23 protein-coding genes and 1 pseudogene are annotated in these 26,332 nt (G+C 65.3%); 10 read left to right on the top strand and 14 right to left on the bottom strand.

Translation table 11 applies throughout. From position 1 onward, the window contains the following. The first annotated feature begins 250 nt into the window (after nt 1–250). Nucleotides 251–1,015 (top strand): hypothetical protein, encoded by a 765-nt coding sequence (locus IEW22_RS13180; protein WP_188587071.1) that lies wholly within the window; start codon nt 251–253, stop codon nt 1,013–1,015. A gap of 149 nt (nt 1,016–1,164) precedes the next feature. Here the strand turns inward: IEW22_RS13180 and IEW22_RS13175 are convergent, their stop codons facing one another. After that, a complete protein-coding gene (locus tag IEW22_RS13175) occupies nt 1,165–2,103 on the bottom strand; it encodes a hypothetical protein (RefSeq protein ID WP_188587070.1) in 939 nt (312 codons plus the stop codon). 94 nt (nt 2,104–2,197) lie between these two features. Continuing rightward, nucleotides 2,198–2,746 carry a hypothetical protein gene (locus IEW22_RS13170; protein WP_188587069.1) on the bottom strand — a complete coding sequence of 183 codons (549 nt, stop codon included), beginning with the start codon at nt 2,744–2,746 and terminating at the stop codon, nt 2,198–2,200. A gap of 446 nt (nt 2,747–3,192) precedes the next feature. Between IEW22_RS13170 and IEW22_RS13165 the strand changes: the two genes are divergently transcribed. After that, nucleotides 3,193–4,095: a hypothetical protein gene (locus tag IEW22_RS13165; protein ID WP_188587068.1), complete on the top strand. Its 903-nt coding sequence runs from the start codon at nt 3,193–3,195 to the stop codon at nt 4,093–4,095. A 111-nt stretch (nt 4,096–4,206) separates the two neighbouring features. Here the strand turns inward: IEW22_RS13165 and IEW22_RS13160 are convergent, their stop codons facing one another. Then, nucleotides 4,207–4,878, bottom strand: a complete 672-nt coding sequence (locus IEW22_RS13160; protein WP_188587067.1) for a hypothetical protein — start codon at nt 4,876–4,878, stop codon at nt 4,207–4,209. A 137-nt stretch (nt 4,879–5,015) separates the two neighbouring features. Here IEW22_RS13160 and IEW22_RS13155 point away from each other — a divergent pair, with 137 nt between their 5' ends. Beyond that, nucleotides 5,016–5,909 (top strand): hypothetical protein, encoded by an 894-nt coding sequence (locus IEW22_RS13155; protein WP_188587066.1) that lies wholly within the window; start codon nt 5,016–5,018, stop codon nt 5,907–5,909. A 458-nt stretch (nt 5,910–6,367) separates the two neighbouring features. Next, a complete protein-coding gene (locus IEW22_RS13150) occupies nt 6,368–7,312 on the top strand; it encodes a GIY-YIG nuclease family protein (RefSeq protein WP_188587065.1) in 945 nt (314 codons plus the stop codon). 160 nt (nt 7,313–7,472) lie between these two features. On the opposite strand, the pseudogene IEW22_RS13145 reads toward IEW22_RS13150, so the two are convergent. Then, a pseudogene (locus IEW22_RS13145) lies at nt 7,473–7,646 on the bottom strand (acetoacetate decarboxylase); the annotation flags it as partial. A 21-nt stretch (nt 7,647–7,667) separates the two neighbouring features. Here IEW22_RS13145 and IEW22_RS13140 point away from each other — a divergent pair. Continuing rightward, nucleotides 7,668–8,354, top strand: coding sequence for a type 1 glutamine amidotransferase domain-containing protein (locus IEW22_RS13140; RefSeq protein ID WP_188587064.1), 687 nt, complete (start codon nt 7,668–7,670; stop codon nt 8,352–8,354). A gap of 158 nt (nt 8,355–8,512) precedes the next feature. Further along, nucleotides 8,513–9,544, top strand: a complete 1,032-nt coding sequence (locus IEW22_RS13135) for a DUF2278 family protein (protein ID WP_188587063.1) — start codon at nt 8,513–8,515, stop codon at nt 9,542–9,544. Between the two features lie 52 nt (nt 9,545–9,596). On the opposite strand, the gene IEW22_RS13130 is transcribed toward IEW22_RS13135, so the two are convergent. The 5 genes from IEW22_RS13130 to IEW22_RS13110 all read right to left on the bottom strand — a co-directional run bounded on the left by IEW22_RS13130 (nt 9,597) and on the right by IEW22_RS13110 (nt 13,441). After that, the gene (locus tag IEW22_RS13130; protein WP_188587062.1) at nt 9,597–10,412 is read right to left on the bottom strand and encodes an N-formylglutamate amidohydrolase; all 816 of its coding nucleotides are present in this window, start codon (nt 10,410–10,412) and stop codon (nt 9,597–9,599) included. 115 nt (nt 10,413–10,527) lie between these two features. Then, a complete protein-coding gene (locus tag IEW22_RS13125; RefSeq protein WP_188587061.1) occupies nt 10,528–11,028 on the bottom strand; it encodes an SRPBCC family protein in 501 nt (166 codons plus the stop codon). 3 nt (nt 11,029–11,031) lie between these two features. Then, the gene (locus tag IEW22_RS13120; protein WP_188587060.1) at nt 11,032–11,415 is read right to left on the bottom strand and encodes an ArsR/SmtB family transcription factor; all 384 of its coding nucleotides are present in this window, start codon (nt 11,413–11,415) and stop codon (nt 11,032–11,034) included. A gap of 197 nt (nt 11,416–11,612) precedes the next feature. Further along, nucleotides 11,613–12,167, bottom strand: a complete 555-nt coding sequence (locus IEW22_RS13115; protein WP_188587059.1) for a hypothetical protein — start codon at nt 12,165–12,167, stop codon at nt 11,613–11,615. Between the two features lie 122 nt (nt 12,168–12,289). Then, nucleotides 12,290–13,441 carry a lipase family protein gene (locus tag IEW22_RS13110; RefSeq protein WP_229742612.1) on the bottom strand — a complete coding sequence of 384 codons (1,152 nt, stop codon included), beginning with the start codon at nt 13,439–13,441 and terminating at the stop codon, nt 12,290–12,292. A 486-nt stretch (nt 13,442–13,927) separates the two neighbouring features. On the opposite strand from IEW22_RS13110, the gene IEW22_RS13105 reads away from it, so the two are divergent. Beyond that, nucleotides 13,928–14,269: a hypothetical protein gene (locus IEW22_RS13105; protein ID WP_188587058.1), complete on the top strand. Its 342-nt coding sequence runs from the start codon at nt 13,928–13,930 to the stop codon at nt 14,267–14,269. 65 nt (nt 14,270–14,334) lie between these two features. Then, nucleotides 14,335–15,660: a DICT sensory domain-containing protein gene (locus IEW22_RS13100; protein ID WP_188587057.1), complete on the top strand. Its 1,326-nt coding sequence runs from the start codon at nt 14,335–14,337 to the stop codon at nt 15,658–15,660. A 16-nt stretch (nt 15,661–15,676) separates the two neighbouring features. Here IEW22_RS13100 and IEW22_RS13095 read toward each other — a convergent pair whose 3' ends face one another. The 3 genes from IEW22_RS13095 to IEW22_RS13085 form a co-directional block, all read right to left on the bottom strand. Beyond that, a complete protein-coding gene (locus IEW22_RS13095) occupies nt 15,677–16,375 on the bottom strand; it encodes a TetR/AcrR family transcriptional regulator (RefSeq protein WP_188587056.1) in 699 nt (232 codons plus the stop codon). A 150-nt stretch (nt 16,376–16,525) separates the two neighbouring features. Then, nucleotides 16,526–18,136 (bottom strand): amidohydrolase, encoded by a 1,611-nt coding sequence (locus IEW22_RS13090; protein ID WP_188587055.1) that lies wholly within the window; start codon nt 18,134–18,136, stop codon nt 16,526–16,528. Then, on the bottom strand, nt 18,045–19,691 hold the full coding sequence (locus IEW22_RS13085) for an APC family permease (RefSeq protein ID WP_188587054.1): 1,647 nt from the start codon (nt 19,689–19,691) through the stop codon (nt 18,045–18,047). The genes IEW22_RS13090 and IEW22_RS13085 overlap by 92 nt, the downstream gene beginning before the upstream one ends. Before the next feature lie 321 nt (nt 19,692–20,012). Here IEW22_RS13085 and IEW22_RS13080 point away from each other — a divergent pair, with 321 nt between their 5' ends. After that, the gene (locus tag IEW22_RS13080) at nt 20,013–21,749 is read left to right on the top strand and encodes a thiamine pyrophosphate-dependent enzyme (RefSeq protein ID WP_229742610.1); all 1,737 of its coding nucleotides are present in this window, start codon (nt 20,013–20,015) and stop codon (nt 21,747–21,749) included. A gap of 24 nt (nt 21,750–21,773) precedes the next feature. On the opposite strand, the gene IEW22_RS13075 is transcribed toward IEW22_RS13080, so the two are convergent. Both IEW22_RS13075 and IEW22_RS13070 read right to left on the bottom strand, forming a co-directional pair. Then, entirely contained in the window at nt 21,774–22,895 is a 1,122-nt protein-coding gene (locus IEW22_RS13075; protein WP_188587053.1) for a CaiB/BaiF CoA transferase family protein, read from the bottom strand. A gap of 524 nt (nt 22,896–23,419) precedes the next feature. Then, nucleotides 23,420–25,132, bottom strand: a complete 1,713-nt coding sequence (locus tag IEW22_RS13070; protein ID WP_188587052.1) for an amidohydrolase — start codon at nt 25,130–25,132, stop codon at nt 23,420–23,422. 286 nt (nt 25,133–25,418) lie between these two features. Here IEW22_RS13070 and IEW22_RS13065 point away from each other — a divergent pair, with 286 nt between their 5' ends. Then, the gene (locus IEW22_RS13065; protein WP_188587051.1) at nt 25,419–26,321 is read left to right on the top strand and encodes an Lrp/AsnC family transcriptional regulator; all 903 of its coding nucleotides are present in this window, start codon (nt 25,419–25,421) and stop codon (nt 26,319–26,321) included. The last annotated feature ends 11 nt before the right edge of the window (nt 26,322–26,332 follow it).

Genomic DNA, 26,332 nt, shown 5'->3' with positions numbered 1-26,332 from the left:
CAACGGCTGGAACGACCGCAAACACCCCTTCGTATGGACAAAAACCGCAGACGAAATCCTGAAGAAAGCTCAACCCAAAACGTATTAACGAAACGAGACACTAGACTACGGTCGCGTACCGGGCCGGCCGATCCGGATTCGCGACTTCGTCACCGACCTGCCCGGCGGACTCGGCGGCAAAACTGAGGACGGGTTACTCCACATCCTCGAAATCGACCGACCCGAAGCGGAGTTCGATCGCACCCTGAGCGTGCTCGATCCGGAGGGTGAGTGCCTCGGAGTTGTGCCCGTTCACTTTTTCGCTCCGTGCGGCAATCACGACGGCACCGGTCTGTCGGTACATGGCGTGGACCCCTCGGGGGCGCTGGAGGTCGAAATACTGTCGAAGCACAACGAGGGCGTTTGGAATATCTCGTTTCATTTCACCCTCGGCGACATCACGGGTCGGTTCGTCACCGACATTGCCCCGGTCCTTACCTTCATGCACCATTTCTCCGCGCCGAACACACTGTGCATCGCCGACCCCCGTGTGCCCCGGCAGCGGGAGGATCGACCGATCCCGCCCAAACCTGACCGCAACGACGAAAGCCGTGCCGCGGAAATTCGGCACGACTACGTCAGAGCGTTGGCCACGGTTCAGGAATACGCCGACGTCGCTATCAAGGTTCCCGACCTCGCCAACGTCTCGCCGGACGTCGCCTCCGAAGTAATACGCGTCGGTCGACTGCTCCGCGACACCCGCATCACCGTCGATTGGGACAGGCTGACTGTCACCCTTCACAAGGGAGTTCCGGAACCGACCGGTCCGCAGTCGATGGTTACCGACAGTTCCCTCCAGCTGACCGTGGACGGAATCACCATCTCACTGGGCCGAATGCGCGCGGTCTATGAAGCCGCAGAAGTCGCCGAACGACGAATTGGTAGCAGCGGGGACCACGTAGTCGTGTTCCAACCAGCCCTCGGTAAGACGAGTGCCCAACTCATGTGGGCAGGCCCGGGGTCGATCGGCAGCTGAGGCGCATCCGAACCGTTCATCGGGCGTCCCATAATGTCTGCCAAACCGTCGTTGCGTTCAGATTGGAAACCCACTCCACGCGAGCATCGAGCGAAATGCATTGGAGCGCGGCGTGTTTGTTGCCATCTGGTGGGCATGTGCTTCGAAGTCTAGCTACTCGGGATGCGCTGACCGTTGTGTGCCAGCATGTTTCGTAGTTGAGGCAGCGTCGGTGCGGGGAGTTGCGTGACGTACTTGGTGAGGCCGTCGAGACTCTCGATACCTGCCGCTGCCATGAGCGCGTGAACGGGTATTCCTGACGCCAGGTGACCCATGATCCAGGTGTTTCGCATTCGGCGACTGTTGGGGGAGGGCTCCCCGTTGCAGGACTCGGTGAAGTGGCTGATCAGGTTCCCGCCCCGTCGAGCCGAATTCGCTCGGAACACGAAGTCGCCGGGACTCGACGCTGAGCGGGCGACATCGGCCAGGATCGGAGCCCACTCGGCCAGCACCGGCACCTCCCGTTCCCGTTCCCGTTCCCGGTCGCAGGTCACGCGCAGCACGACACCATCCGCGTCAACCGTCAGGTCCGCGATCCGGGCGGCACCGATTTCGGTTGGCGACAACCCGGCACCCAATCCGAGTGCCAGCAGGACCTGGGCGTTGTGTCGACGGTTTTCGGTGGTCTGCCCCGTCGCCCAGGCACGCAACGCGGCCACATCCTCGTCGGTGTACGGGGCCGATAACGCGGTGTCGGTGTTGCGTGGCGTGATCCTCGGTAGAGGAGTCGCTGAGGGGAGCAGGTGTTCGGTCATCGACGAAAGCAGTCTGCGGAGATTCGAGACCGACCGCGGAGCCACCGTGTGCTTGACGCCTTTCGCCAGGAACTCATCGATCGCTTCCTGCCGAAAGACCTCATCCCGTGTCAATGCGATTCCGGCTTCTTTCCAGCACCACCACACGTGGGACCTGCACGCCCACAACAAATCTCGTTTCGCCGACGGCGATGCCGGATCGCAGTCGGCGACAGCGGCCATCACGAAATCCTGGATGTGTTCCCAGTCCGCTTCCGGAATCTTCGGCGTGTACGACTTGTCTGCCTGCCCCATAAGTCACCCCCACCGGGAGGATAACGCCGGGTTCCGGCAGACGGGTCGGGTTCGGGGAATCGGTTGCGCGTTCTTCCCGGTGACGGTTGTGGGGCTACAGGTGTCTTGCGGCTTTGCGGCGACCGAACACCGAGCGGCACGGTCCCGTCAAGAGGTCGTAGGCGCATCCGTCCCAGCCCGCAACGGTGCTGAGTAGGTCGCGGGCGGCGATCGCTACCAACTCTTCACCGTAGAGACGTTTCGACGGATCGGCCCATACCCCGATGTCGGTGCCCCGCTGGTCGAGAGCCCGGACCGCCGCCTCGAAGGCCGTATGGGAGCCGTTGTGGCGTGCCACACCGCGTGCGGCCCGGTAGTGGTCGGCCTCGGCGGGGCGCACGATATCGATCTCCCGATGCAGGAGCCACGCGATACTCCGCACGCCAGCAGCCTGCGGGCCGAGCGTGCGGGACAGTGGAGCGATGGCCTCGATGCGCCAGCCCGATCCGACGCGCTGCGGCAGCACCGTCGCGAGCGCATAGGGCCCCGGATCGCGCATCTCGAAGTCGTACAACTCGAGTCCCAGATGCGACCAAGCCACACGCCGTGGGTCGATGGCGGGTCCGCGGGCAGGGATCTCCTCGGGCCGCACAGTGGTACCCACCTCGACTCCACCGCCGAGCGCTACATACCGAGGTTGAGCGCTGTGATCGACCGCCTCCGACGCAACGCACGCCCGTAGAGCAGGGGAGCGGCGGGAGAGAGGCGCTCTCATCGCGGGTTTCTGCTTGCTGCCGGAAGCCAGGTCGGGAGAGGTCCCCGCCGGTTGATCGGTCGTGGCGCGCACCGCACTCCTCCCGGTTCCGCCGGGATCAGTCGACGAAACACTCGATCCTTGCCTTCGAATCGACAGACTAGATCGAGTGACCGCGATTGTGCTGTGATCCCTCGCCCGGTAGTGGAGCGGATCATCGTTGACGTGAATGGAAGTCGTCATCGGTAATGTGTCGATGCGGAATGGACTCGGCAACAACAACATTCCGGAGGGCTGGATGAACGCACGTTAGAGACACGGGAATCTCGTCGGTGGTCAGAGTTAGCCTGCCGGCCATGACCATGACTCTGGACGACCTCGCCGAAGTAGTAACCAATCTTGCCGCCGTTGACACCGATATTCTTGGAGGGGTGATAGCGGAGATTGAGCGCATCACACGAACACATGGGGTCCCGGTGGTTCGGGCGACGTTGGAAATCGACGGCATCATGCTCGATCCCGGATTGTCGGCGACAGCGGTCATGGAGTTGGCCACCCGTGTCGGTGCCGGTTTGGTCTATCTCGATCGCAGCGTCGTAGATGCGGAATCGGTCGCGCACAGTCTTCGTGACGGTGACGGTGACGCTGAGGAACGCGAAGCCCGCAAAAAGGCGCTACGCGTGGTGAAAAAGCTCGACGGATTCACCTCGAGCATCGAACTCGGGTTCGCTCACTCCGGAATCATGCACACCTGGGAACAGATCGCGCCATGGTCCGACTATGTCGAGGAACTGATGGAGGGCATCGAAACGACAGCAACCTACACACCGAACGAACCTGAGCAGGAAGGGTACGGCAGCGAGCTTGTCGAAGGGCTCGCCGCCGATCCGGCCTTCCGCTGTGCCCGTTCCAACCATGAGCGTGAGCTGGCCGCGACGTCCTATATGTCGACCACCGGATCGGCCGTCGCCGAGGAGCGGTGGCTGCTCTATCGCACGATGCGTGACGCGCAGAACCTCATTCAGCAGCGAACACTCGAGCTGGAGGACAAACTCAAGCCGCGACTGAAAGAGTTGGCGATGGCGTTGGCGGCAACCGATAACTTTCGGTCAGCTCAGACTGCGGACATGCGCCGTGATGTCGCACAGCAGTGGCTCGCGGCCAACCACACCGAAGGTCTGCGGGTGCGTCGGAGTTTGGTCAATGAGCTCGCAGTGACGGCGAAGAAGCATCCAGACGGCCAACTCGGCCTCGTCTGAATCGCATCCCCAGACTCGCATGGCGCAGGAGTCCGACGAGCTTTCCATGTCTTGCCTGCCGTGCCGTCATCGAACGAATACTCATCGAGGCCACAGACGACTCGACTGAGTTCAAGACAGCAGTGGCAACGAGGGGCGATCTTCATTCGAAAGCGCCGAGCGGTCCGGTTCAGGCCACGTCGGGCCGTTCTCCAATGGCCCGCCGTACGCGAGGATCGTTTGGTCGGCGAGGTCGCAGCATGCTTGGAGGAAGCCTTCGACTCCCATGAGGCGCAGCGAAGCTCCCTTCTGGATCGTCCAGAGCGCACCGGACTTGTTGGTCGCCCGGTACGGGTCGCCGCCATGCCCGAGGATGTCGCGTAGGGACTTCATGTCTGCGAGATAAAGTCGAACCTTCTCCGGCCCGATGAATGTCTCCCATTCCGATCGATTACCCCGCTCGCCACTCATGGTGCGGGTCCTCACGCCCCAGTCTTTTGTGAACAGGTTCACGCTGTGACGTTCGGCGGCGGTTGCCCGAATCTTGTCTGGGTTCAAAGGCATTGGGCGACTTTGCTCCAGGGCGCGCCCCAGCGCACCATTGAAGAAGCCCTCGGCCGCGGCATAGGTCAGCAGGAACGCTCCCCATCTCAGGGAGTGCTGCTTTTTCGTACGGCCTGACATCGAGGCGACCTTGAGGTCGCGATGCAGGCTGATCATGTCGGCCGGGATGCACAACCGGACCGCCATCTCATCCGCCGCAGCGATGACGGTTGCTAGCTGTGAGTGTTCCGGAATCCCCATGCCGCCACTCTCACATAGGTCAGTCGGCTCGCGATCCCTCGACCTCGCGCAACGCCGGACATCACCGCAAGCCGCATCTGCACCGTCGTCATGGTTAGCCTGGGATAGGCGACGAGCTTGAGACCGGGGGGCGAGCGATGCCTGAGAAGGAACGAGTCGGAATACCGCGCGCACGGGACGCGAAGAACAATCTCTTTGAGCGTGAGGCAGTTGACGAGTCGCCGCAACCGTTCGTCAAGCCATTGCTCTGCGGAGGATGCACTGCACCCGTCGTGGCTGTGCCGGGCAGTACCCGCAGAAGTGGTGCCGGCTCGGTGTCAGTGATCCCGTACTACCGCTTAAAGAGCCGTGATGAGCACGACCATGACGAGGGTTGTCGCTATCACTTCGATGAGCGCGTGGGCGACATCGCAACCGAGTATCGGCAGGAAATTGAACGCGACGCGGACACCTATCTGTTGATCCTGCGTGACCCACAATCGCTAGCCGGGCCCGAGGACGACGAAGGCGAAGACAATGACGGGCGAGAGGTGCGCACCGACGTGGAGACCGCAGGCGGTGCGGCGTTGCATCCCACGATTCAGGCAGCCAGGGCAATCGCCCGCCTGCTGCGACACTTCCGGAACGACCCCGCCGCACAGGCTCGTTTCAAAGCCAGCTACCAAGGGGTGCGTATTGCATGGGAGGACTTCTTCTTCGACGCCGAACACGACGCACCCAGCCTCGCGGCCCGACTCCTCGACACCAGCCAATACCCGATCGCGGTCCTTGGCCGAGCGACACTGGTTCAACCATTCAAGAACGGGGACGGCCGTAGTGTGCACCTTCAAACTCCACCGGGCGCGAAAGGCCCCGATGGCCGGTGGGTGAACGCGGTCTTGCGTGCGTCGCAACCACGCTTTCTTGGCTACGAAGCCGACGACGTCATCCTCGGATACGGCAACTGGCAGCTGTATCCCGAGTCAGGAGGCGCGAGGGTCGACGCCCGACTGTGGTGTGATGTCGGCTCAGCAACCATCAAGTTCGAGTAGGCGATGGTCGCCGTCGTGCGTCGACGAGGCCGGCCGCGGTGCAAGCGGCTTTGAGAGAGAGAGGTCGAACAGCGTCTCGTCGGACAGGAGTTTGCCGCGGACAGCGAACACGTAGCGGGCTGTGCCGCGTCGGGGTGCAGCGGGACCGACCGATGGAAGCGGGCGAACTCGCCGCCGAAAAACCGTACTTGACGAGCCTCCGACCCGCTAAACTGGGACAATTCCGTATCTGGTTCAAGGTTGAACTATGGGATAGCGCGATGAGATGCATGGGATCGGGGCGTGCGGGGTCGGTCGGTACGTGCTGGTCAGGGAGTTTCGCAAACAGCCCACCGAGAGCGGTTCACTACAGTTTCACATTCGAGGTCACAGTCGTTCTCCGGCTGTGACCTCGTTCTTTTTCTCTGGGCTCTCTGTACAAGTCGCAGCTTTTCGATTCCAGTGATCTAGGCTGACTCGTGAGCATCGGGAAATCAGTGCGTCTCTTCCTCGCTGACGGCACTCCTGGTGGTTTGCTGACCGCGGAGATCATGAACTGGACAGGTCATGTTGTAGCGGCCCCGCGTTCAGATCTCGCAGCGCTCCTGAAACGACCCGAGGCATCTCGCACGGGCATCTACATCTTGCTGGGTGACGATCCAGACAGCCTCGGCGGGCAGATGGCCTATATCGGTGAAGGTGATGATGTCAGCAAGCGCCTATACCAACATGCACGGCCAGAAGGTCAGAACGGCAAGGACTTCTGGGATCGAGCCATCGTCCTCACGAGCAAGGACGCGAACCTAACCAAGGCACACGCCCGGTACTTGGAAAGTCGATTTATCAGTCTCGCGATCAGTGCGAGCCGCGCGCGGCTCACGAACGGCACCTCTCCCGCGCCGATTGTGTTGCCCGAGGCGGATGTGTCCGACATGGAGTACTTCATCGACCAGGCCAAGATCGTGTTGCCGGTCCTGGGCGTGAACCTCTTTCGGTCTCCGAGGACATCCGCGGCAGCGGCGTCCCCATCTTCTGGGGGTGGCCGTACGGACTCGCCGCTGTTCGAGATGAGAATCGCGAAGTCGGGGATCACCGCGACCGCGCAAGAGGTGGACGGCGAGTTCACCGTCCTCGAAGGCTCTCAGGCGCGTTCCGAGTGGATAGGGGCTCCCGGTCACAACTACATCGGGCTGCGCACGAAATTGGAGAACGATGGCACGCTCGTTCCCTCGCCCGATGGAGCCACCATGCTCTTCAACCGTGACCACCCCTTTTCCAGCCCGAGTGCAGCAGCCGCAGTTGTCGCCGGCCGAAACGCCAACGGCCGCATCGAATGGAAGGTGCAGGGCACACGCACAACCTACGGTGACTGGGAGTCCGAGGGGCTGGAGGAGGCCATGAGCGAGGGGTCCGATCATGAGTGAGGTAGTCCAGAAGGTACGCAGCACGCAGAACGCGCGGCTGACCTCTTCGGCAAGAGGCTCGGATACGACTACCTCGCCGGGACTGCCAGGACCGGCAGCTCCACTATCGACGATGGGCTATTGGTCAAGAATGTCCGTGCTCCGGGGCTATGGGCTACCTTCAGACGCTCTGAGCGCTGAGCACCGAGATCGGCACCGGCATGTGCAGTGCCGCCTGGGCGGAGGTTGTCGCGTCGAAGCTGATCGCTCGGATGGGTTTGAGCGAGCGAAGATCGTCGGACATCCGGCCCTCGTCGACGGTCAGATCGACGCGGCGCGGGAGTAGTTCACCACCACCACCGAATCGACGGGACGCATGACGACGCGCATTCTCACCGTGGTGACCAACGTGGGTCACTTCGACAACCCGGATCACCCCACAGGCCTGTGGCTCTCCGAGCTCACCCATGCCTGGCAGGCGTTCGACGACAACGGCTTCGAGCAGACACTCGTGAGTCCGGCCGGGGGGAACGTGCCCCTGGAACCGAGGTCGTTGAAGTTCCCCTATGTCGACAAGACCGCGAAGGCCTGGCGGGCGGATCCGGCGAAGATGGCACTGCTCGAGACCACAGCGAGCCCGGATCAGATCGACCCCGGCGACTTCGACGCGATCTATTTCACCGGCGGCCACGCGGTGATGTACGACTTCCCGGAAAGTCAAGGGCTGCAGGCGATCACCCGAGAGTTGTATGAGCGCGGCGCCATCGTGAGTTCGGTGTGCCACGGCTACTGCGGTCTGCTCGACACCACGCTGTCCGATGGCTCCTATCTCATCGCCGGAAAGACGATGACCGGCTTCTCCTGGCGCGAAGAGATTCTCGCGAGAGTGAACAAGGTCGTGCCGTACAACGCGGAAGCACGCGCGAAAGCGCTTGGCGCACAGTATGAGAAGGCCACGATCCCGTTTGTGTCCTACGTCGTGGTCGACGGCAATCTGGTGACCGGACAGAACCCGGGATCGGCGAAGGAAACGGCGACCGCAGTCGCTGCCGCCCTCCGATAGCCGATCGTCCCGGCGGCTTGCGTGCACCAGCCGTGCGTGTCGGCTGCGTCAGCGGCGATGAGCGGCTCCGCATATTCGGGTACTGGACTACTCATGCCGTCAGGTACCCGCGCGCCTACCGTTCGAATCGACCACTTGTCGTCGCGGAAGGAGTTGTCATGGCGATCACGTATGGGGTGGTGCGCGCCAAGCCCGATCGATACGTCCGCGAAGACGGCCAGTCCACACCGCATCTGCAGATCCGGGTGGTCGACGACACCGGCCAACCGTGGCGAGTGGCGGTCAACGTTCAGTCCGGCGACGGCAGCGACGTCGTCTACTGGGTGGTCGACCCACTGGTCGGCCACCCGGTGCTGGCGGCGTTGCCGGGGCTGCCAACCGGATTCTCGGTAGCGGGGTCGACGTCGGCGCAGTCACTCGACTACGTGAAGGCGCCGTTGTTCGATTTCTCGCGCGGTCGAGCGCTACCGCCGTCGGGCAGTGCGAGTGCGGATGATCTTCAGGACCTGCTGAGTCTGTACCTCGACCAGTGCAAGTCGGCGGGCGGAGAGCTGTACGCGTTCGGGTCGAAGTTCGCTACCAATATGCACATGCCCATCGACCGCGAGTTCGGGGACACCGACGGACTCCACGGTGTCCACGACATCCACATGAATCAGGGCAACGTCGGAGCCCACGCGGGCGACAATGCCGCCTTCCACGACGGCGGCTTGCTGTTGGTCTACTCCGGTCGGGTGATGGCCATCGCGCTGGCCTTCCAGACGCAGCGGATACCCACCGACGCCGGCGGCGACCCCACATCGACTGCCGTTCCGCTTTCGCGGATCATCGGCGACGGTCCCGGCGGGGGCCCGGCGACCGGCGCTGCCGCCTACCTCGAACGTGCGCTCATCAACCCGGTCGGCGCGGACCCGGGTCACGAAGCCGTCGTGGTCGGGAACCTCAGCACCACCGAGTTGGCTGTTCACGGCTGGCGACTGGTCGACGGCGACCAACGCGAGACGAAGCTGGACGCCACCCTCGGCGCCGGCGGGTCGGTGGTGATTCCTCTCGACGGCTCGGGCGTACAGCTGAGTAACGGCGGTGGCAACCTCATACTTCTCGATGCCTCAGGCGTCCAGGTCGACTCGGTCACCTACTCCGCGGCCCAAGCCGCCGGCGAAGGCCACTACGTGAGGTTCACCCGCTGAGCCGGCGAGCTTGTCGTGCCGGGCCCGGCGACGCCACGCGCGCCCGGACGGTTCAGTCGGATGCATGTGAACCCGCCGCCGGTATCACGGCCGCGATCGCCTCCCCGAGTTCTCCTACCGCGTCGGCACGCTCCCGCAACCGCTCGTCGAGATACACATCCCGCCGGACCTCGATCATGATCGCCGAGATGCGCCGGTCACTGCGATAGAAGCGCAACGGCACATAGCACCCGGCATACGGGGTGTTCTCGGCGACCGAACCGAACCCGGAGAACGTATCGAAGGCCTTGTCGCGCAACCACTGCGGCGTGTGGAAGTCGTCGGTGCCGATGCAGATCGCCGGCCGCTCGAGCGCTGGATCTTCGAAGCCCGAGGGTCGCGTGGGATAGGAGTGGATGTCGATGATCAACGCCGTACCGGTGGTGTCGAGCCGATCCTGGGTGAGGTCGGTCATGGCCTGGGCGTATGGATCGAACACCTCGGCCAGGAGTGACCGCGCGGCACCGGAGTCGGGTTCGTCGGCGCGCAGCGGACTGCCGTCGGCGCAACGCGTGTAGATCGCGCCGCGTCCGTGGGCGTTCATCGGCTCGGACTCGTCAGGGAAACGTTCGGGGTCGACCACGATTCGGCTCGTCTCGTTGACCAGCTGCCATGGCGTCACCTCACATCGGCGTGCAGCCTCGCAGGCTATGAGATCGGTTGCGGTGTCGACGGACTCGTCGAGTTCGGCGGTCAGCGCCGCATCCGACACGAGTAGCGAATCCCGCACATCTGGCGGGATGTGCCGTGAGGAATGCGGCACGTGCAGGATCACCGGCGAGCTTGCGTCGCCGGTGAGCACACGGAATGTCTGAGTCGATGTGTTCATCGAGTCGGGACGCTACCGGTGACCACCGACAACGATGACCACCGACAACGATGACCACCGACAGCGATGACCCCAGACAACGATGACGCCCGACAGCGCAGGGACAGCTCTCTGTTCAGCCGGCGAGTACCGCGTCGATCTGGCTGATCGCCGACGTCGCACCCTCGATCACGTCCATCTCCAACACCTTCTGCAGCGCCTCCACGGTGTCGAAGGTGGTGACGTAGGTGGCGAGTGTGCCCGGCTGCCCGGCATCGGTATCGGAGGCGACAAATGTGTAGACGTTCGTGGCCAGCGGCATCACGTCGTTGGGGACGAAGTCCTCGTCGGCGAATCCGTCGCGGAAGTCGAGACGATCGGGTTCATCGACGGCATCGACAAGCCAATAGCCGCAGAACTTCTCGCCCTCTGGGCTGGTCATGTAATAGGTGACCTTTCCGCCAGGGGTCAGGTCATGATCGACCACTGTCGCCGGGTACCCGACCGGTCCCCAGATCTGTTCGAGCTGGCGGGGATCGGCGTAGAGCTGCCACACCCGACTCGGTGGTGCGGCGAATTCGGCGATGATGGTCAGCGAGCGGCTGTCCACATCCTGTATGACGTCGGTGACGGGCATGCCTCAGTCCTCCAGAGGCTGGAACTCGGATTTCTTCTGTTGCAGGCCAATCGGGCTCGTCGACTCTTCGGCGAGCAGCTGATCGATGCGGCTGATGCGACCACGCCAGATCTGTTCGAGCTCGGTCAGCATCGATGAGACGTCCCGGACGGCGGTCACCTCGCCGGTGGCGAGCTGCTCGCGGCCCCGACGCCGCTTGGTGATCAGTCCGGCGCGTTCGAGTACGGCGACGTGTTTTTGCACCGCCGCAAAACTCATGTCGTAGCGCGCTGCGAGGGACGTGACTGAGTGCTCATCGATGAGCACTCGACGCAGGATGTCGCGGCGCGTGCGATCGGCGAGCGCGTGGAACACGGCGTCGGTGCGCTCCTCGGTGTCAATCACCATCTGAACATACAACCAATTGGTTGTATGTGTCGAGTCTCGCTTCTCGTGGCATTCGTGGCCGATCTCGTCGCGACGCAGGACACCCATGTGCGCGAGAACGTCGGTATCGACAAGCCGGGCACCGACGGCGACAAGCCCAGCTTCTACTGAGTCCGCCCACCTGGGTCCGGCGTCGTCAGCACGCGCACCGGACCCGCTCAGGCGACCGTGACCGGCAGACGCCAGAGCGGCGCATGCGGTTCGAGCAGCCACATGCGCACCGCGCCGAAGCGGATGATGCGTGTGGTCCCGACGATCAGGAGCGCCGCCAGAGGCAGTTCTGCGCCGAGCGCGGTGAGGATCGACACCCAACGGTCGGCAGGCGAGGCGGTCATCACGTCGAACCACGCATCACAGATCAGCAGGATGCCGGTGGCGAAGGCGGTCAGCACGAGCAACTGGCGACGCAGCCATCCGAACAGTGCGGTTGCGGCCATCATCGTGACCAGCAGGATGTCGAAGCCGACCCACGTGACCGACCAGTTATAGGCCACATAGTTCGTGGGCAGGCTGAAAGCCAGGAACACGATCCACGGGATCAGTCCCAGCACCGCGCCGGCCATCAGCCCGATACGCGCGCGGCGGATCCGGCGCCGAGCGATCGGACCTGGCGCGAGATCGTCGAGCGGCCGCTGCAGGCGCAGGATCAGATCGCGGCGATCGCTGTCGCTGAGCGAGGCGATCTCCGCGTCGGACAGGATGTGAGTGGTCATCGCGGGCTCCGGCCGAACGTGGGGTGGAATTGTCGCGATCCATCACACACCACCGGCGTCAGACAACCCCCGTCGAGTCCTGACTGCGCCTTCTCGGCCTGCGTCGTCTCGCCCGCGCCATCTCACCCTCTATGTGCCGGTGCGACCGGCTTCTCCGGTGCCAGCGAGTTGCCGGGTGCGATCGAGGCGCAGTTCTGCGGAGCCGGCGTGCCGGCGAAGCGGTCGGCGATCCAGCCGAACATGCCCGCGCCCCAGGCCGCAGCACCGGTGGTGTGGCTGAGCTGGTCGTACTGGGTGTACTGCACCGGCAGGCCGGTGGCGCAGTACTGCCGGGCCAGCGCGCGCACATCTCCGGCGACCATGATTCCGTCACCGGCCCCGATACCCTTGCCGCCCACGGGGGTTCCTTCGGCGATGCCGTTGGTGGCCTGCACGATCTGCATCGGGATGGTCGGGGCGGCTGCGGTGCCCATGTTGATGCGGTTGACCGCGTCGACGAATTCGGGCACCGAGTTCGGATCGGCGTACTGCGGCTTGACCATCTGTCGCCACGTCAGACCCGGGTAGTGGCCCAGCACATCGGAGATGATGTCGTCTTTCATCTCGTCGGTGATACGCGCGCCGACAGCGTTGAGGTAGGGACTGAAATCGATGCCGAACGAGCGCGCGATGCCCACCACGGCCATCGCCACCACACCTGCCCACTGCTTGCTGCCCGAGGCATAACGAAGGTTGTGCGCGGGATCGACGAGCACGCCGCCCTCGCTGACACCCACGATGTGCTTGTTCACCTCCGGCGCATACGACGCGCCGAGGATGGCGGCCCAGCCGGTGGCTATCGCGCCACCGGAATAGCCGATCAGCGCCGACGGGGTGTCGGCGCGGATACCGGTCGCGGCGACCTTCGAGACCGCCCGCAACGAGTCGAGGGTGGCCATTCCGTACTCGGGCCCTGCGGCGAAGTCGGCGGTGGGGCCTTCGGTGTCGGGGACCACCACGGTGACGCCTGCGGCCAGCAGCGGTGCGAAACCCACCGACTCGGCCGACAGGGTGCCGGTGTCGCGGGACTCGGCGATCGAGCGCGAGGGGCTGTCGGCGGGATCGAGGGAGTCATAGGCCGACTGATACGACACGACGCGGGTCGCAGCGGTGTGCACCGGTGGCAGGATCACCGAGGTCACATTCGCTGTCGGTTGGCCGCGACCGTTGGTCGACCGGTAAAGGATCTGTACTGCACGCAACCCGGTCGCGAGACCGTTTACGCGGTACGCCACGGTGCGGGTGGTGAGAACCGTGCCCGGTGCCTACGTGCGAGCGGTGTCGACCCGCGATAGCTGTAGAACTTATCACCGCCGGCGGCCTGGGCGAATGTGCCGGGTGCGGCGAATCCGGCTATCACGGCCCCGACTGTGGCAAGGAACACCAGAACAGTACGGAGTGATGCAGATCTCATATTCGGAGCGTAATCCGGAAGGTCGTCCGAGGGTGTCATTCGGACAGACGAACCCAAATCGGCCGCGTGGTGGGGCGAATGCGGCGTTATCAGAGCGTGACCCAATCGCAGTTGGGTCTCGATACGAATGGAGGGGTTCTCTCGGCGACGGACGCGGGGCTACGTTGTAGACACTCACAGCGATCCGGCGATTTCTTCAAGTCACTCGTCTGCACCCCTTGGGCGAATGCCGAACCGGACGCGACGCAAGCCCAGACACCTCTCATCTGTCGTCCGACCCGGCGGTGATGTCCTCACAGGAGGCGATATGGCCACAGTTCTGCCAGGAAAATCAGTTCTTCCCGGACGACCGCTACCGTTCGGACGAGCGTTGCGTGGGTCACGAGCCCAGTCGTCATCCCCGCAGACCCGATCGGTGTCGCCGGCCCCGTTCACCGACCAGGCCAACGCTCAGGCCACCGAGCACACCCGGGTGAGCGACCACGCCGAGCGCGGGTGGGTCGCGGGGTTCGTGTTCGCGCTGGCACTGCTGACCGCTGCGTTCATCGTCGCCCTGCCGGTGTTCGGATCCGTCTGGGTCACCGCGGCCGTGATCGGATTCTTCGTTATACTCGCTGGGACGACGGTCGTGCTTCTGGCCAAGCTATAGCGTCAAATCCGGGCGCACTCCTGCAGGTCTCATGCACCGTCCTCTCTGGACGAGGAGGCGCTGCGGTGTCTGTCATCAACCCCGACGAGACCCACGAGCCCGACGAATTCCACGAGCCGGACGATCCTTCTCGAGGGACACAGTCCGCCGCGGGCGGGCGTCGGATCCCGGCGCTGGCGAATGCCGGACACCACGAGCCGTCGATTCCGGCGGTCGACTCGACGTTGCTCGATTCCCTAGACATCACTCCGCGTTTCGCCCCGGTGGTGCGCTTGGCGGACCGGGCCGTGATGGCAGTCTCGCTGGAGTTCGCGGGTCCGGTCGGTGGCGGGCTGTCCACGGCCCACGACATCCGGCGCGCGGCACGACTGATGGAACAACAGTCCGCACTCGACGAGCGCAAGTGGGAGTACGCGAATGGTCCGGCGGCTCGGGCGTTCGCGCGGGTGCTGCCGTTGCTGGTCACCTACGATCTCGATGCGGTGTCTGACCCGTCGGAGATCACCGCTCACGCCGAGGCCGTCGCGGTGGCGATGGTGGTGCCGGATGCGTTCAATGCTGATCTGCAACGCGTGGTCGAACAGATCGCGAAGGCGCGCGCAGCCGGTCACCTGATCTGTCTCGGTCGGCTCTCGGACCCGGATCGATCGGCGATGATGCTCTCGGTGACCGAACCCGACATGATTCTGATCGGGTCCGAGTTTCTCACCGGCAGAACCGAATCCGGTGTCGGCCGGTTGAGTCACGCACTCGGTGCCTTCGCCGAGCGTAACCCGGGCGTATATCTGATCGCCGACGGAGTCGACGACGAGTGCACCCTTGTCACCGCCCGCACGATCGGTGCGACGCATGCCATCGGCGCGCTCTTCACCTCGCCGACGACGGTCGCCGACATCGACTGCACACACCTCGCGCCGCTGCCCGAACGTCGGGTCGCGCTCGACACCGGCGGGCACGTCACGCCGTTCGACCTGGTGGGCCAACGCCTGCCATCGCGTGTCGGATCGAAGCGAGCCCTGCTGGCGATGAGCAAGTCGCTCGAACAACACGCGATGCGCGATGGTGCGACCGTCGTGCTCGGGACGTTCCAGCGTGTCGAGAACTACACGTCGCGCACGGCACGTCGCTGGAACAACGTCGCCCAGGCCGCCGGCTTCGTTGGCGTCTACGGGGTCGGGATGAGCAGCATGCGCGACGGCGATGTCCGGCATGCGCCGTTGAGCGGCGACGATCCGCTGGTCCGCGAGTGGACCGTGGTGGTGGTGGCCCGCATTTCACGGCGATGTTGTCGGCGCGTGACCGCCGCGAGGACGCCGTCGGCGAGATGGAGCGCACATTCGACTTCGTGCAGACCTACGATCGCGAGCTGGTCACCAAGGCGATGTACGTGATCCTGTCGCGTTTCGTCTAGCGACGGGTCGGCATTCCTGACTCGACATCCGACCCGAGGCTGGACCCGGCGCCCGATCCGGCAGCGCCGCGCGAGGTGTCCAGTCCGGCGTCACGGAATCGTTCGAGTCCGGCGATGACGATGTCCAGACCCAACTCGAAGGCGCCGTCGGCGCGTTGCCGTCCGCTCGGTACTGCGGCTGCAGCCCTGGCCAATGGTGCGTCGGCGGGCAGGCCAGAGGTATCCCACACCACGTCGGGTGCGGCCATATCCAGTGCGGCGCCCAGCGCGAAGTCGTCGAGGAGGGTGATCACATGCAAAATCGATTCGACTCGGAAACCGTTGTCCTCCAATAGCTTCGAGATCCGGTCATACAGTGACACGATCCCCGGATTCGACACCGTCTGCGCCGTGAGCAGCCGGACCAGTTCCGGATGCGAGCCGAATACGTCCCGGTATTCACATACCCACCGACGCAACGTCTCCTGCCAGGGGGCGTCGTCGTCGATGCCGCTGAGCTGGGTGTTGAGCAGCGTCCCGCGCACCATCTCCAGGATCTGGTCGCGCCCGCTCACGTGGTGATACAGCGAGGAGACCGCGACGCCGAGGTCGCGAGCGAGCCCGGGCATGGTGAACATGCCGCGTTCGTCGATGGCCGACATCGCGGCGGCGGCGATGCGGTCGGTGTCGAGCAACGGCGATCTCGGGCGTCCCATCGGGCCTCCTGCTCGTCTGGTGCGTTCATCGGCGGGCGTGTCATCAGCGTGGATCGGCGCATGCCGACGACGGCCGGGCCTGCAGTCTAAGCGCGCCGGCCGGGGTCGCGGGACAATAGAGTCCCCGTGCCCCGACCCGCGCGCGCGATCTCACATCTCGAGGCGGTGGGTGAACGACCCGCCCATCACGGTGGCCACCACCGGCGTGTCGGCGACCTCGTCGGGCGGCGCGACCAGCGGGTCGACGGCGAAGGCGGCGATGTCGGCACGGGCACCCGGGGCCAACACACCTGCCCGACCGAGCACGCCTTCGGCGGCGGCGGCGTGGGAGGTGTAGCCCTCCAGTGCCATCCGGGCGGTCAGTGCCTGTTCGGGGACGATCGGACTCTCGTCGTGATGCCCGGCACGGCGCCGTAGCCGGGCATCGGCCATGATCGCTCGGGGATCGAACGGTGCGATGGGCCAATCGGATCCGAGAGCAAGTGTCGCGCCGGTGTCCCGGATGTCGCGGGTGCGCCAGGCGCGACCGGCGCGTTGGGGTCCCAGCCGCTGAGACCAGTTGTCGGACTGGTCGGCGCGCGTGTAGTGGGTGCAGTGGGTGGGCTGCATGCTCGCGACCACTCCGATACGCGCGAACTCGCCCACCAGGTCGTCGGGAAGGGTCTCGATGTGCTCGATGCGGTGGTGTGCGCCCGAGCGTGACGGACCGGCGGATTCGAGCGTCGCCAGCGCATAGCGGATCCCGGCGTCGCCGATTGCATGGGTCACCGTCGGCACGCCGTGTGAGGCCAAGAACGACACGGCCGCACGGTATTCGGCGGGTTCGGGCCAGAACGGCGCGGTCGACTCCCCGTGGGTGTCGGCCTCCTCGAGCCAGGCGGTGCCACCGTCGATCGTCCCGTCGATCATGAACTTCACGCCGTCGACCTGCCAGCGGCGTCCGCCGAGTTTCTGCTGTTCCACGATGTGTTCGAGCATGTCGCGGCCGAAGCCGGGAAAACAGAAGGGAGCAAACCGAACCCGGATCGCCAGCTCGTCGTCGGAGTCCAGTGATGCCATCAGCTCGGCGCTGTCGTCCTCGAAGTCCATCGCGTTACCCGAGGTGATGCCCACTGCGGCCATCGACTCGAAGAGTTCACGGAGTCGCCGCCGTCGCGCGCCGGGAGCGTCGGGGGGCATGATCGCCTGGACGATCGTCATGGCCTCCATCTCCAGCAGGTGCCCGGTGGGCCGTCCGTTGTCGTCGCAGACGATCTCGGAGTTGCCGGCAAAGCCTCGCGGCCCGGTGACACCGGCCGCGGCCAGGGCGGCATCGCTGGCGAGCAGAGCGTGAGCGTCGAACATCACGATCGCGACGGGGATGTCGGTGCCCACGGCACGGTGGATCGGCTCGTTGGTCACCGGTCGGGTGCCGAAGGTGTTGGGGTCCAAGCCCCAGCCGCGGATCCAGCCATCCACCACCGGTGCTGCCTGCAGGGCGGCCATGAAGCCGTCGAGATCGCAGACATTCGACAGGTCCACACCGGCGGTCATCGCGATGCCCATCACCGGATGGATGTGTCCGTCGACCATTCCCGGTGTGAGAACGGCCGATCCGAGATCGGTGACCTCGGTGCTCGCTCCCCGCAACGCATCGATGGAGTCGCGATCTCCGACGGCGACGATGGTGTCACCCTCGATCGCCAGCGACGTCGCCGGTGCCTCCTCGGCGAGCATCGTGTGGATCGCGCCGGCGTGCAGGATCAGGTCGGGGGTGCTCATACGGTTGCCTCGAGTTCGTCGGTTTCGGTGTCGGTGATCCCCGGCCGCGACCGACCGGGGAGAGGGACGTGTCGGATGTGGTGGTGGCCGCCGTCTCGGAGTCGTGATCACGGCCGATCTGCTCATAGACCCGCGGGCGGCGGACCCGGAACAGCTGTGCGGCAATGATTCCGGCGATCAGTACCGCCAGGACTGATCCCGACAGGGCGGCGTTGAGGGCCGTCGAGCCCATCGAGAACATGTCGAGGTTGGCCACCAGCACCCACAGCGACAAGATGAGCACGATCGATGCGACGACGCCGGCCACGATCCCCTTGAGGTCGAGTCCCTGATGCCGGGTGCGCACCAGGTAGCTCACCACCGCGACGGCGGTGATCGCCTGCAGCGCGATGATGCCCACGATGCCCGGGGTGTTCACGAGGATGAACAGCTTGTAGTAGGGGTCGGCGCCGGCGAGGGTGAAGGCACCCACCACGACGATGGCGAAGATCGCCTGGACATCGCCGGCGCGTGAGGGCGAGAGAAAGCGCGGGTGGGTGGTGCCCAGTGCCTTCGGCAGCACGCCGTCGTTGGCCAGCGAGTAGGTGTAGCGGGTGATCGCGTTGTAGAAGGCGATCTGCGAGGCCAGTGTCGAGGTGACGATCAGCACCGACATGAGATCTGAGGCCCACGTCCCCACATAGGTCTGCATCGCGGAGAAGAACAGGCCGGCAATGTCTTTGGAGGCGGCCTCCTGGACGTTCGCCGCACCGAAGCCCTGCACGATGGCCCACACCACGAAGCAGTAGAAGATGGCCATGAACCCCACCGCGACGTAGGTGGCGCGCGGGATGGTGCGCTCGGGGTCGCGGGCTTCGCGACGGTAGAGCGCGGTCGACTCGAAGCCCATGAACGCCGCGAACGCCGTTCCCAGCGTGGCGGCCATACCCGGGGTGGTCATCGCCGAGGGGTGGAAGGAGTCGAAGCCGATACCGGAGATGCCGACATGGAACAGAATCGACACGGCCAGCACCGCAAGGATTCCCGACTCGAGTACCAGGAGCACGCCGAGCAATTTCGCCCCCACCTCGATGCCGCGCCGCCCGATCGCCCACACCAGCACGATCGAGATCAGCGCGAGCCACGGCCAGGAGATATGAATGTGGAACAGTCGCGCGAGCGCGTCCTGCTCCTGCACCGCCATCAACCCGAACACGCCGATCTGCAGCGCGTTGTAGGACAGCAGCGCCACGAAGCCGGCGCCCAGGCCGAGATGTTTGCCGAGTCCGAGGGTCACGTAGGAGTAGAACGCCCCGCTGCCGCCGGTGCGGCGGGTCATCGCCATGAATGCCACGGCGAAGATCGCGAAGGCGATACCGGCGCCGAGGTAAGCAGCCGGTGCGCCGGCGCCGGCGATGGACAGGGCCAGCGGGGCGACGCCGGCCATCACCATCAGAGGCGCAGCGGCGGCGATGACCATGAAGGCGATACCGGGGGCGCCGAGCACGCCTTCTTTCAGTGCGGTCGACGTGCCGTTGGTGGCCGGTGAAGTGGCCGCGGCGTCGGATGTCGTCATGGGAGCGTTCCTCGGGGTGAAGTAAACCGAATGGGATTCGATTAAGAGAGTGCTGCCTGACCTGCGGCAACGTCAACCGAAATCGGTTACGAATCAGTAAGGAAGTATGACGGTGACGTTAACTAGCCGGACAGCGGCGTGTGGGAGCGCTGTGATACCCCGCGCGGAGCCGCGACGTGCGCGATCTCAAATCGCCCATCTCGGGCGTGAGCTACGGATCTTTGCCGAGCCGTCCGCCCCGACCTAGCGTCGAAGGTGGCACCACACCTTGCACCGACGGTGCGATGCCGGACGCGACAACCGAATCCGAGGAGATGACCGATGGCACGCACCGTGGCCGATGATCTGTGGAACATGTTGATAGACGCGGGAGTTCGACGGTGCTACGGCATCGTCGGCGATGCACTGAATCCCACCATCGCAGCGTTGTCCAAACGCGACGAGATCGAGTTCGTCCACGTCCGTCACGAGGAGTGGGGTGCGTTCGCCGCCTCGGCCGACGCACGACTGTCGGGTGGTCCGGTCGCCGTCTGCGGCACCGCCGGCCCCGGCGTGACCCATCTGCTCAACGGTCTGCTGGACGCCAAACACGAGCGCAGTAGCGTCATCGCGATCGCCGGCGACGTGGAGACCAGCATCATCGACACTGCGGCAGTCGAGGAGATCAGTCCGTACGACCTGTTCCGGCCCGCCTCGCTCTACACCGGGCGCGCGGTGAATCCCACGCAGGCCCGCGCGGTGTTCGAGCAGGCCGTCACCATCTCGCTGCAACAACACGGGCCCACGGTCATCGCACTACCGGGAGACGTGGCGAGCGCCGACTCGCCGCTGGACGAGCCGCTGTCCTACACCCGGCCCGCCGAATCGACCGTGGTACCCGCCGACTCCGATGTCGATGCGGTCGCGCAGCTGATCAACGGCGCACGCAAGGTGCTGATCTTCGGCGGCGAGGGCTGTCGTGACGCCGCCGACGCGGTTGCGGCCCTGTCGGACCGGATCAAAGCGCCGGTCGGCTACTCGCTCAAGGGCAAGAACTGGCTGGAGACCATCACACCGAACGCCGTGGGCATGACCGGACTCCTGGGCTACGGCGCCTGTCACCACTGCATCACCGAGGCCGAGGTGATCCTCATGCTCGGCACCGACTTCCCGTTCCCCGGATTCCTCGACCGCGGCAACGCCACGATCGTGCAGGTGGACGTCGACCCATCGCATCTTGGCCGCCGCGTCGCGGTGGCCCAGGCCGTGCACGCCGACGTCGGAGCCTTCGTGGACAAACTCACCCCGCGGGTCACCCAGAAGTCCGACGATGACTTCCTCGCCAAGGCAACCAAGATCACTGCGCGGTGGCGTAAACGCCTGCGCCACTACGTCGATGACGGCGAGACCCGTTCACCGATCCGGCCCGAGTACCTCGCCGCGCTGCTCGATGAGCAACTCGACGACGATGCGATCGTCACCGTCGACACCGGCACCGCGGTGATCTGGGTGGCCCATCAGATGACGTTCGGCGGGCAGCGACAGCAGATTGGGTCGTATTCGTGGGCATCGATGGCCGACGCCTCGCCCTACGCCTTCGGTGCCACCAAGGCGTTGCCGGGCCGACAGGTGGTGGCGATGTGCGGCGACGGCGGATTCTCCATGCTGGGCATCAGCGATCTGCTCACCGAGGTCGCACATCGTTCGCCGGTGGTGCATGTGGTGCTCAACAACTCGCAGCTCGACTTCGTCAACATCGAACAGCAGGAAGCCGGGCTGGCGCCGTGGGGTACCGACATCCCGAGTACTGATTATGCGGCGATCGCAACGGCCATGGGCGCCAAGGGGATTCGCGCCGAGGATCCCGCTCGGCTGCGCGACCAGGTGGCCGAAGCCCTCGCACACCGCGGTGGGCCGGTGGTGCTCGACGTGCTGGTGGACAAGTACGCGCTGGCGATTCCGTCGTCACTGTCACCGGAGATGGCCAAGGACTTCACCTTGAGTGTCTTCACACGCATCACTCACGGTGAACTCGGCGAGGTCGTGCATGAGGGTCTCGACAACGTCAAATTGCTCTGAGAGCCACAGCGCGCCGGGGGTGTGTCAGTTCGAACCCAGTCCCGGCGGCGCCGACCGGTAGGTGGCCGGCGTGCGCGAGAGTGTGATCGGGTTGCGCACTTGCGGGGTCGCCGATCCTGGCACGTCGACGAGTGGTTCGAGCCCGAACTTCTCAGCGAAGGCCAGCGCCTCGGAGACGTCGTTGATCGGCCCGGCCGGGACGCCGCGTGCGCTCAACCGCTCGAACCACGAGTCGGCGGTGTCGGTGCGCAGTCGCCCCGACACGATCTCCCACAGCTCCTCGCGGTGAGCCACTCGCGCCGGGTTGGTCGCGAACCGCGGGTCGGTGGTCAACTCCGGCGCGCTGATCTCCTCGGCCAGCAAGCCGAACTGCCTGTCGTTGCCGACCGCCAGCGCGATCGGGCGGTCGGCGGTGTCGAACACCTCGTAGGGCGCGATACTCGGATGACGGTTGCCCATCGCGTGCGGGATCACACCCGCGCCGAGGTGGGCCGAGGCCTGGTTCACCAGCGAGGACAGCATCACCGACATCAGGTCGAGGTCCACCCGCTGGCCCTCGCCGGTGCGATCGCGGTGGTGCAGCGCGGCGGGGATCCCAGTGAGGGCATGGGTTCCGGTGAGCACGTCGACCAATGCGACACCGGCCTTGGTGGGGGTGTCGGCGTCAGGACCGGTGACGCTCATCAGCCCGCCCACCGCCTGTACCAGCAGGTCGTAGCCGGGGAGCACCGCACCCTCGGCGCGCCCGAACCCGGTGATCGAGCAGTAGATCACACCGGGATTGACCACCCGGATCGCGTCGTAGCCCAGGCCGAGACGTTCCATCGTGCCGGCGCGGAAGTTCTCGATCACCACGTCGGCGCGGGTGGCGATCTCGAAGGCCTCGCCGCGGCCGTCCTCGGTCGCCAGGTCGATGGCCACCGAACGCTTGTTGCGGTTCACCGAGTTGAAGTAGGTGGCCACGCCGTCGGAGTCGTGCGGCGGACCCCACTGGCGGGTGTCGTCACCGGAACCGGGTCGCTCGATCTTGATCACCTCGGCCCCCAGGTCGCCGAGCAGCATCGTGGCATACGGGCCGGCCAGTACCCGGCTGAAATCGGCGACGACGATGTCGTCGAGTGCTCCTGTGCTGCGCGGCTCGGACATGAGCTGATCCTAGGGAAGCGGCTGGTCGGATCGGGGAACTCGGGCGGTGACATCCACCCGGAATAACTCCTGCGGACGTGTGGTTGAGAATCGCGACGGTGCTCGATCCATGCCCCGGGCCTCACCCTTCGCCGCTGCGAGCGGCCTTTTGCCGAGAGGCGCACTGGCGGGCATCGTCCACCTACGATTCAGGCCGCGAACCCGATACCGGGTTCGCGGCCTGATCTGTCGACACGTGATCTGTGGAAGACCGGACCGGCCGGGTCGCGGCACACCCCTCGCTGTCGCGGCCCGGCCGGTCGTCGTGCAGACAGTCGATGACTGCGCATAAGGATCATAATCGGCATATTTGCTATATGCGACCAGATAGATGCGCGACGCCGCTATATTACCTTCACTTAGGCAAACCTAGTCGAACGACTAGTCGCGAGTCGGGTGTGGCTCCGGCGACGTCAGCTCAGCCGGTCAGGCGGGCACACCCTCCCCATCAGCGCGCTGTTGCTCGCCGCCCAGGAAGTCGAATGTCACCGCCCGCTCACGCCGGCGCCGTGGGCGGCCGGCGTCTGTGAGCGTCGGTACTGCATCGTCCCGTCGACCCAGGTCTCGAGCACCGGGATGTCGGCGATGCGGTCGGGAGCCACGCGGAGCGGATCCTCGGCGAGCAGGGCGAAGTCGGCGCGCTTGCCGGCGGTGATCGATCCGAGGTCGTCTTCTCGGCCCAGCACATGCGCGCCGGCCAGGGTGTGCGCATGCAGTGCAGTCGCGGGGTCGATACGCAGATCGTCGCCGCCGAGCTTGTGACCGAGGTGGGTCACCCGCAGCACGGCGGTCTGGATCGCTCGGAGCGGAAGTGGTTCTGCCACTGGGGCATCCGAGCTGAGCGTGACCGGGACACCGGCCGCGACGAATTCTCCCAGCGGGTTGAAGCGTTCTCCTGGGGTCCCGATCGCGTCGGTCACACCCTCGCCCCAGTTGTAGTAGTGCTGCGGTTGATTGACCGGGTGGATACCCAGCCGCGCCATCTCGGTGATCTGCGCGGGTGTGGGCAACCCGCAGTGCTCGATGCGGTGGCGCGCATCCTCGCGGGGGACGGTGCGCTGCGCCGCGGCGATCGCATCCACCACCACTCCGATCGCGGTGGGTGACTGTGCATGTGTGGCAGTCTGCAAGCCCGCCGCATGTGCGCGAGCGATGAGATCTCGGTACTCGTCGGGCTCGTGGTAGAGCTGCCCGGTGCGACACGGATCGCCCACGTAGCCGTCGGGGAAGTAGGCGGTCCACCCGCCCAGGGTGCCGTCGACGTACAGCTTGATGCCCGAGAACCACAGGCGCGCATTGCCGAACGCCGCGTGCATACCCATGTCCAGTGCATCGTCGAGCAGATGCGACAGCAGATACATCCCCACCCGGGTCTGCAGTCGCCCGCGTTCGGCCAGACGCAGATACATGTCGAATTCGCGGCGGCTCACCTGAGCGTCGCCGATGGTGGTCACACCTCCGGCCAGGAAGCGCTCCTGGGCGGCGAGGAGTTGGCGTTCATGTTCAGCCGGCTCGTCCTGGAGGTGGAAGTTCGGACCGTGATGGCCCAGCTTCACCCCGTGCACGCCGGTGAGGATGTCGCAGGCCGCATCCGACAGCTCACCGGTGAGATCGCCGTCGGCGTCCCGGAAGAACTCGCCGCCCTCGGGATTCGGTGTCTCGCGGGTGATGCCGTTGATGTCGAGCGTGTAGCTGTTGACCACACCGCCGTGTCCGCTGGCGTTCATCAGGTAGACCTCGCGGTCGGTGGCGACGGCGTCGAGCTCATCCCGACGAGGGTGACGACCCTCGGCGAGATTGCGGTGTTCGTAGCCGTACCCGCGAATCGGCCGTCCCGCGGGCGTAACGTCGGCAGCCCGCGCGAGGCGTTCGACGATCTCGGGGATCGTCGATGCCTTGTCGGGTCCGCAGTCCACCCAGCTCATCATCTGGCCGAACATGAGCGGATGCGCGTGCGGATCGATGAAGCCCGGCACCAGCACGCCGTCCAGATCGTGCACCGGCGCATCCGCGCGTCCGAGTGCCGCAGCAGCTGATCGGCACTGTGCGAGCGATCCCACTGCGGCGATCTGCGACCCGAACACCAGCACTGCCTCAGCCCGGGGGCGGTTGGCGTCCACGGTGATCACATCCGTGGGGCGCAGGATCGTGGCGTCCAGGTCAAGGGATGAACGCTCGAAGTGGTGCAGAGATCGCATCGCGGGGGACTCCATCGGCCGACAACAGTTCGGCACACGGTAGCGCCGCGATCCGCCGTTGAACAGCCGTTATTGCTGTTCAGAACCCCCATCTACCGCTGAGATGTACGACTGGACGCGCAGATCAGCAGAAATGACTCGTGTCGGGCGATACTGTGCGAACGATATGTCCGGGGGATGTGCTCGGAAAATTTTTGAGCGGGCATCGTCGACGTGGGTTGCCCGATGCCGATCTCGGTGTGGTCCGATCTCGGGGTGGTCGGTCACAGCAGCACGGGGGGTAGGGATGGATCTCGACGCACGACTGCTCGATGCACTGCGCCGGGACGGACGACTCTCGGTCACCGACCTCGCCCGCGAGGTGGGAAGTGTCCGCGGCGTGGTCTCCGCACGCCTGAACGCACTGCGCGCCGACGGCTCGGTCGTCGTGGTCGCCGCGGTACACCCGGATCTGCTGGGCCTGTCCAGCTTCGCGCACGTCTCTGTGCGCACGACCGGTCGCACCACCGAGATCGGCGAGCAGATCGCGGGGATGGCAGGCGCGGTGTTCGTCTCCGCGATCGGTGGCGACTTCCAGCTCGTTGTCGAACTGCAGCTCACCGGTCCCGGGGAGCTCTATGACGCGATCGCGAGCATCCGTGCGATGTCGGATGTCGCCACGGTGGACACCCTGATCTACCTCGAGGTCCTCAAAGGCGTCTTCCTGCCGCGGGGGTCGCTGCCGCGGGATCTGTCACTGGACTCGCGCGACATCACCCTGATCGGACTGCTGCAGCGTGACGGCCGGGCGAGCTATGCGGCCCTGGCAGCGCAAGTCGGTCTGTCGGCGTCGGCGACCCGCGCACGGGTCACCGCACTCATCGACGCCGGTGCGGTGCGGATCGCGCCGGTCTTCCGGAGGACGCATCCGGGCGACGGTGTGATCGCGGGGATAGGGCTCAACCTGCGCGGCACCGGTGAGAACGTGCTCTCGGCACTGGTGGCCGAACCCAGCGTCGAGTACGTGGCACGTACCTTCGGGCGCTTCGACGCCGTCGCGACGGTCGCCGCACGGTCGCCGGGTGACCTCCACCGACGTCTCGACCGGCTCAGCGGTGCACCCGAGGTGGCGGCGGTGCACACCTGGGTGCATCTGCATGTCCACAAGGAGCGATACGAATGGCCGCTCGTGGTGGCTGCAGACCGCTGAGGAGCCCATCC

The organism is Gordonia jinhuaensis (genome assembly GCF_014639795.1).
GTDB lineage: Bacteria > Actinomycetota > Actinomycetes > Mycobacteriales > Mycobacteriaceae > Gordonia_B > Gordonia_B jinhuaensis.
Note: the sequence above shows the minus strand (reverse complement) of the source record. Positions and strands in the feature narration are given on the sequence as shown.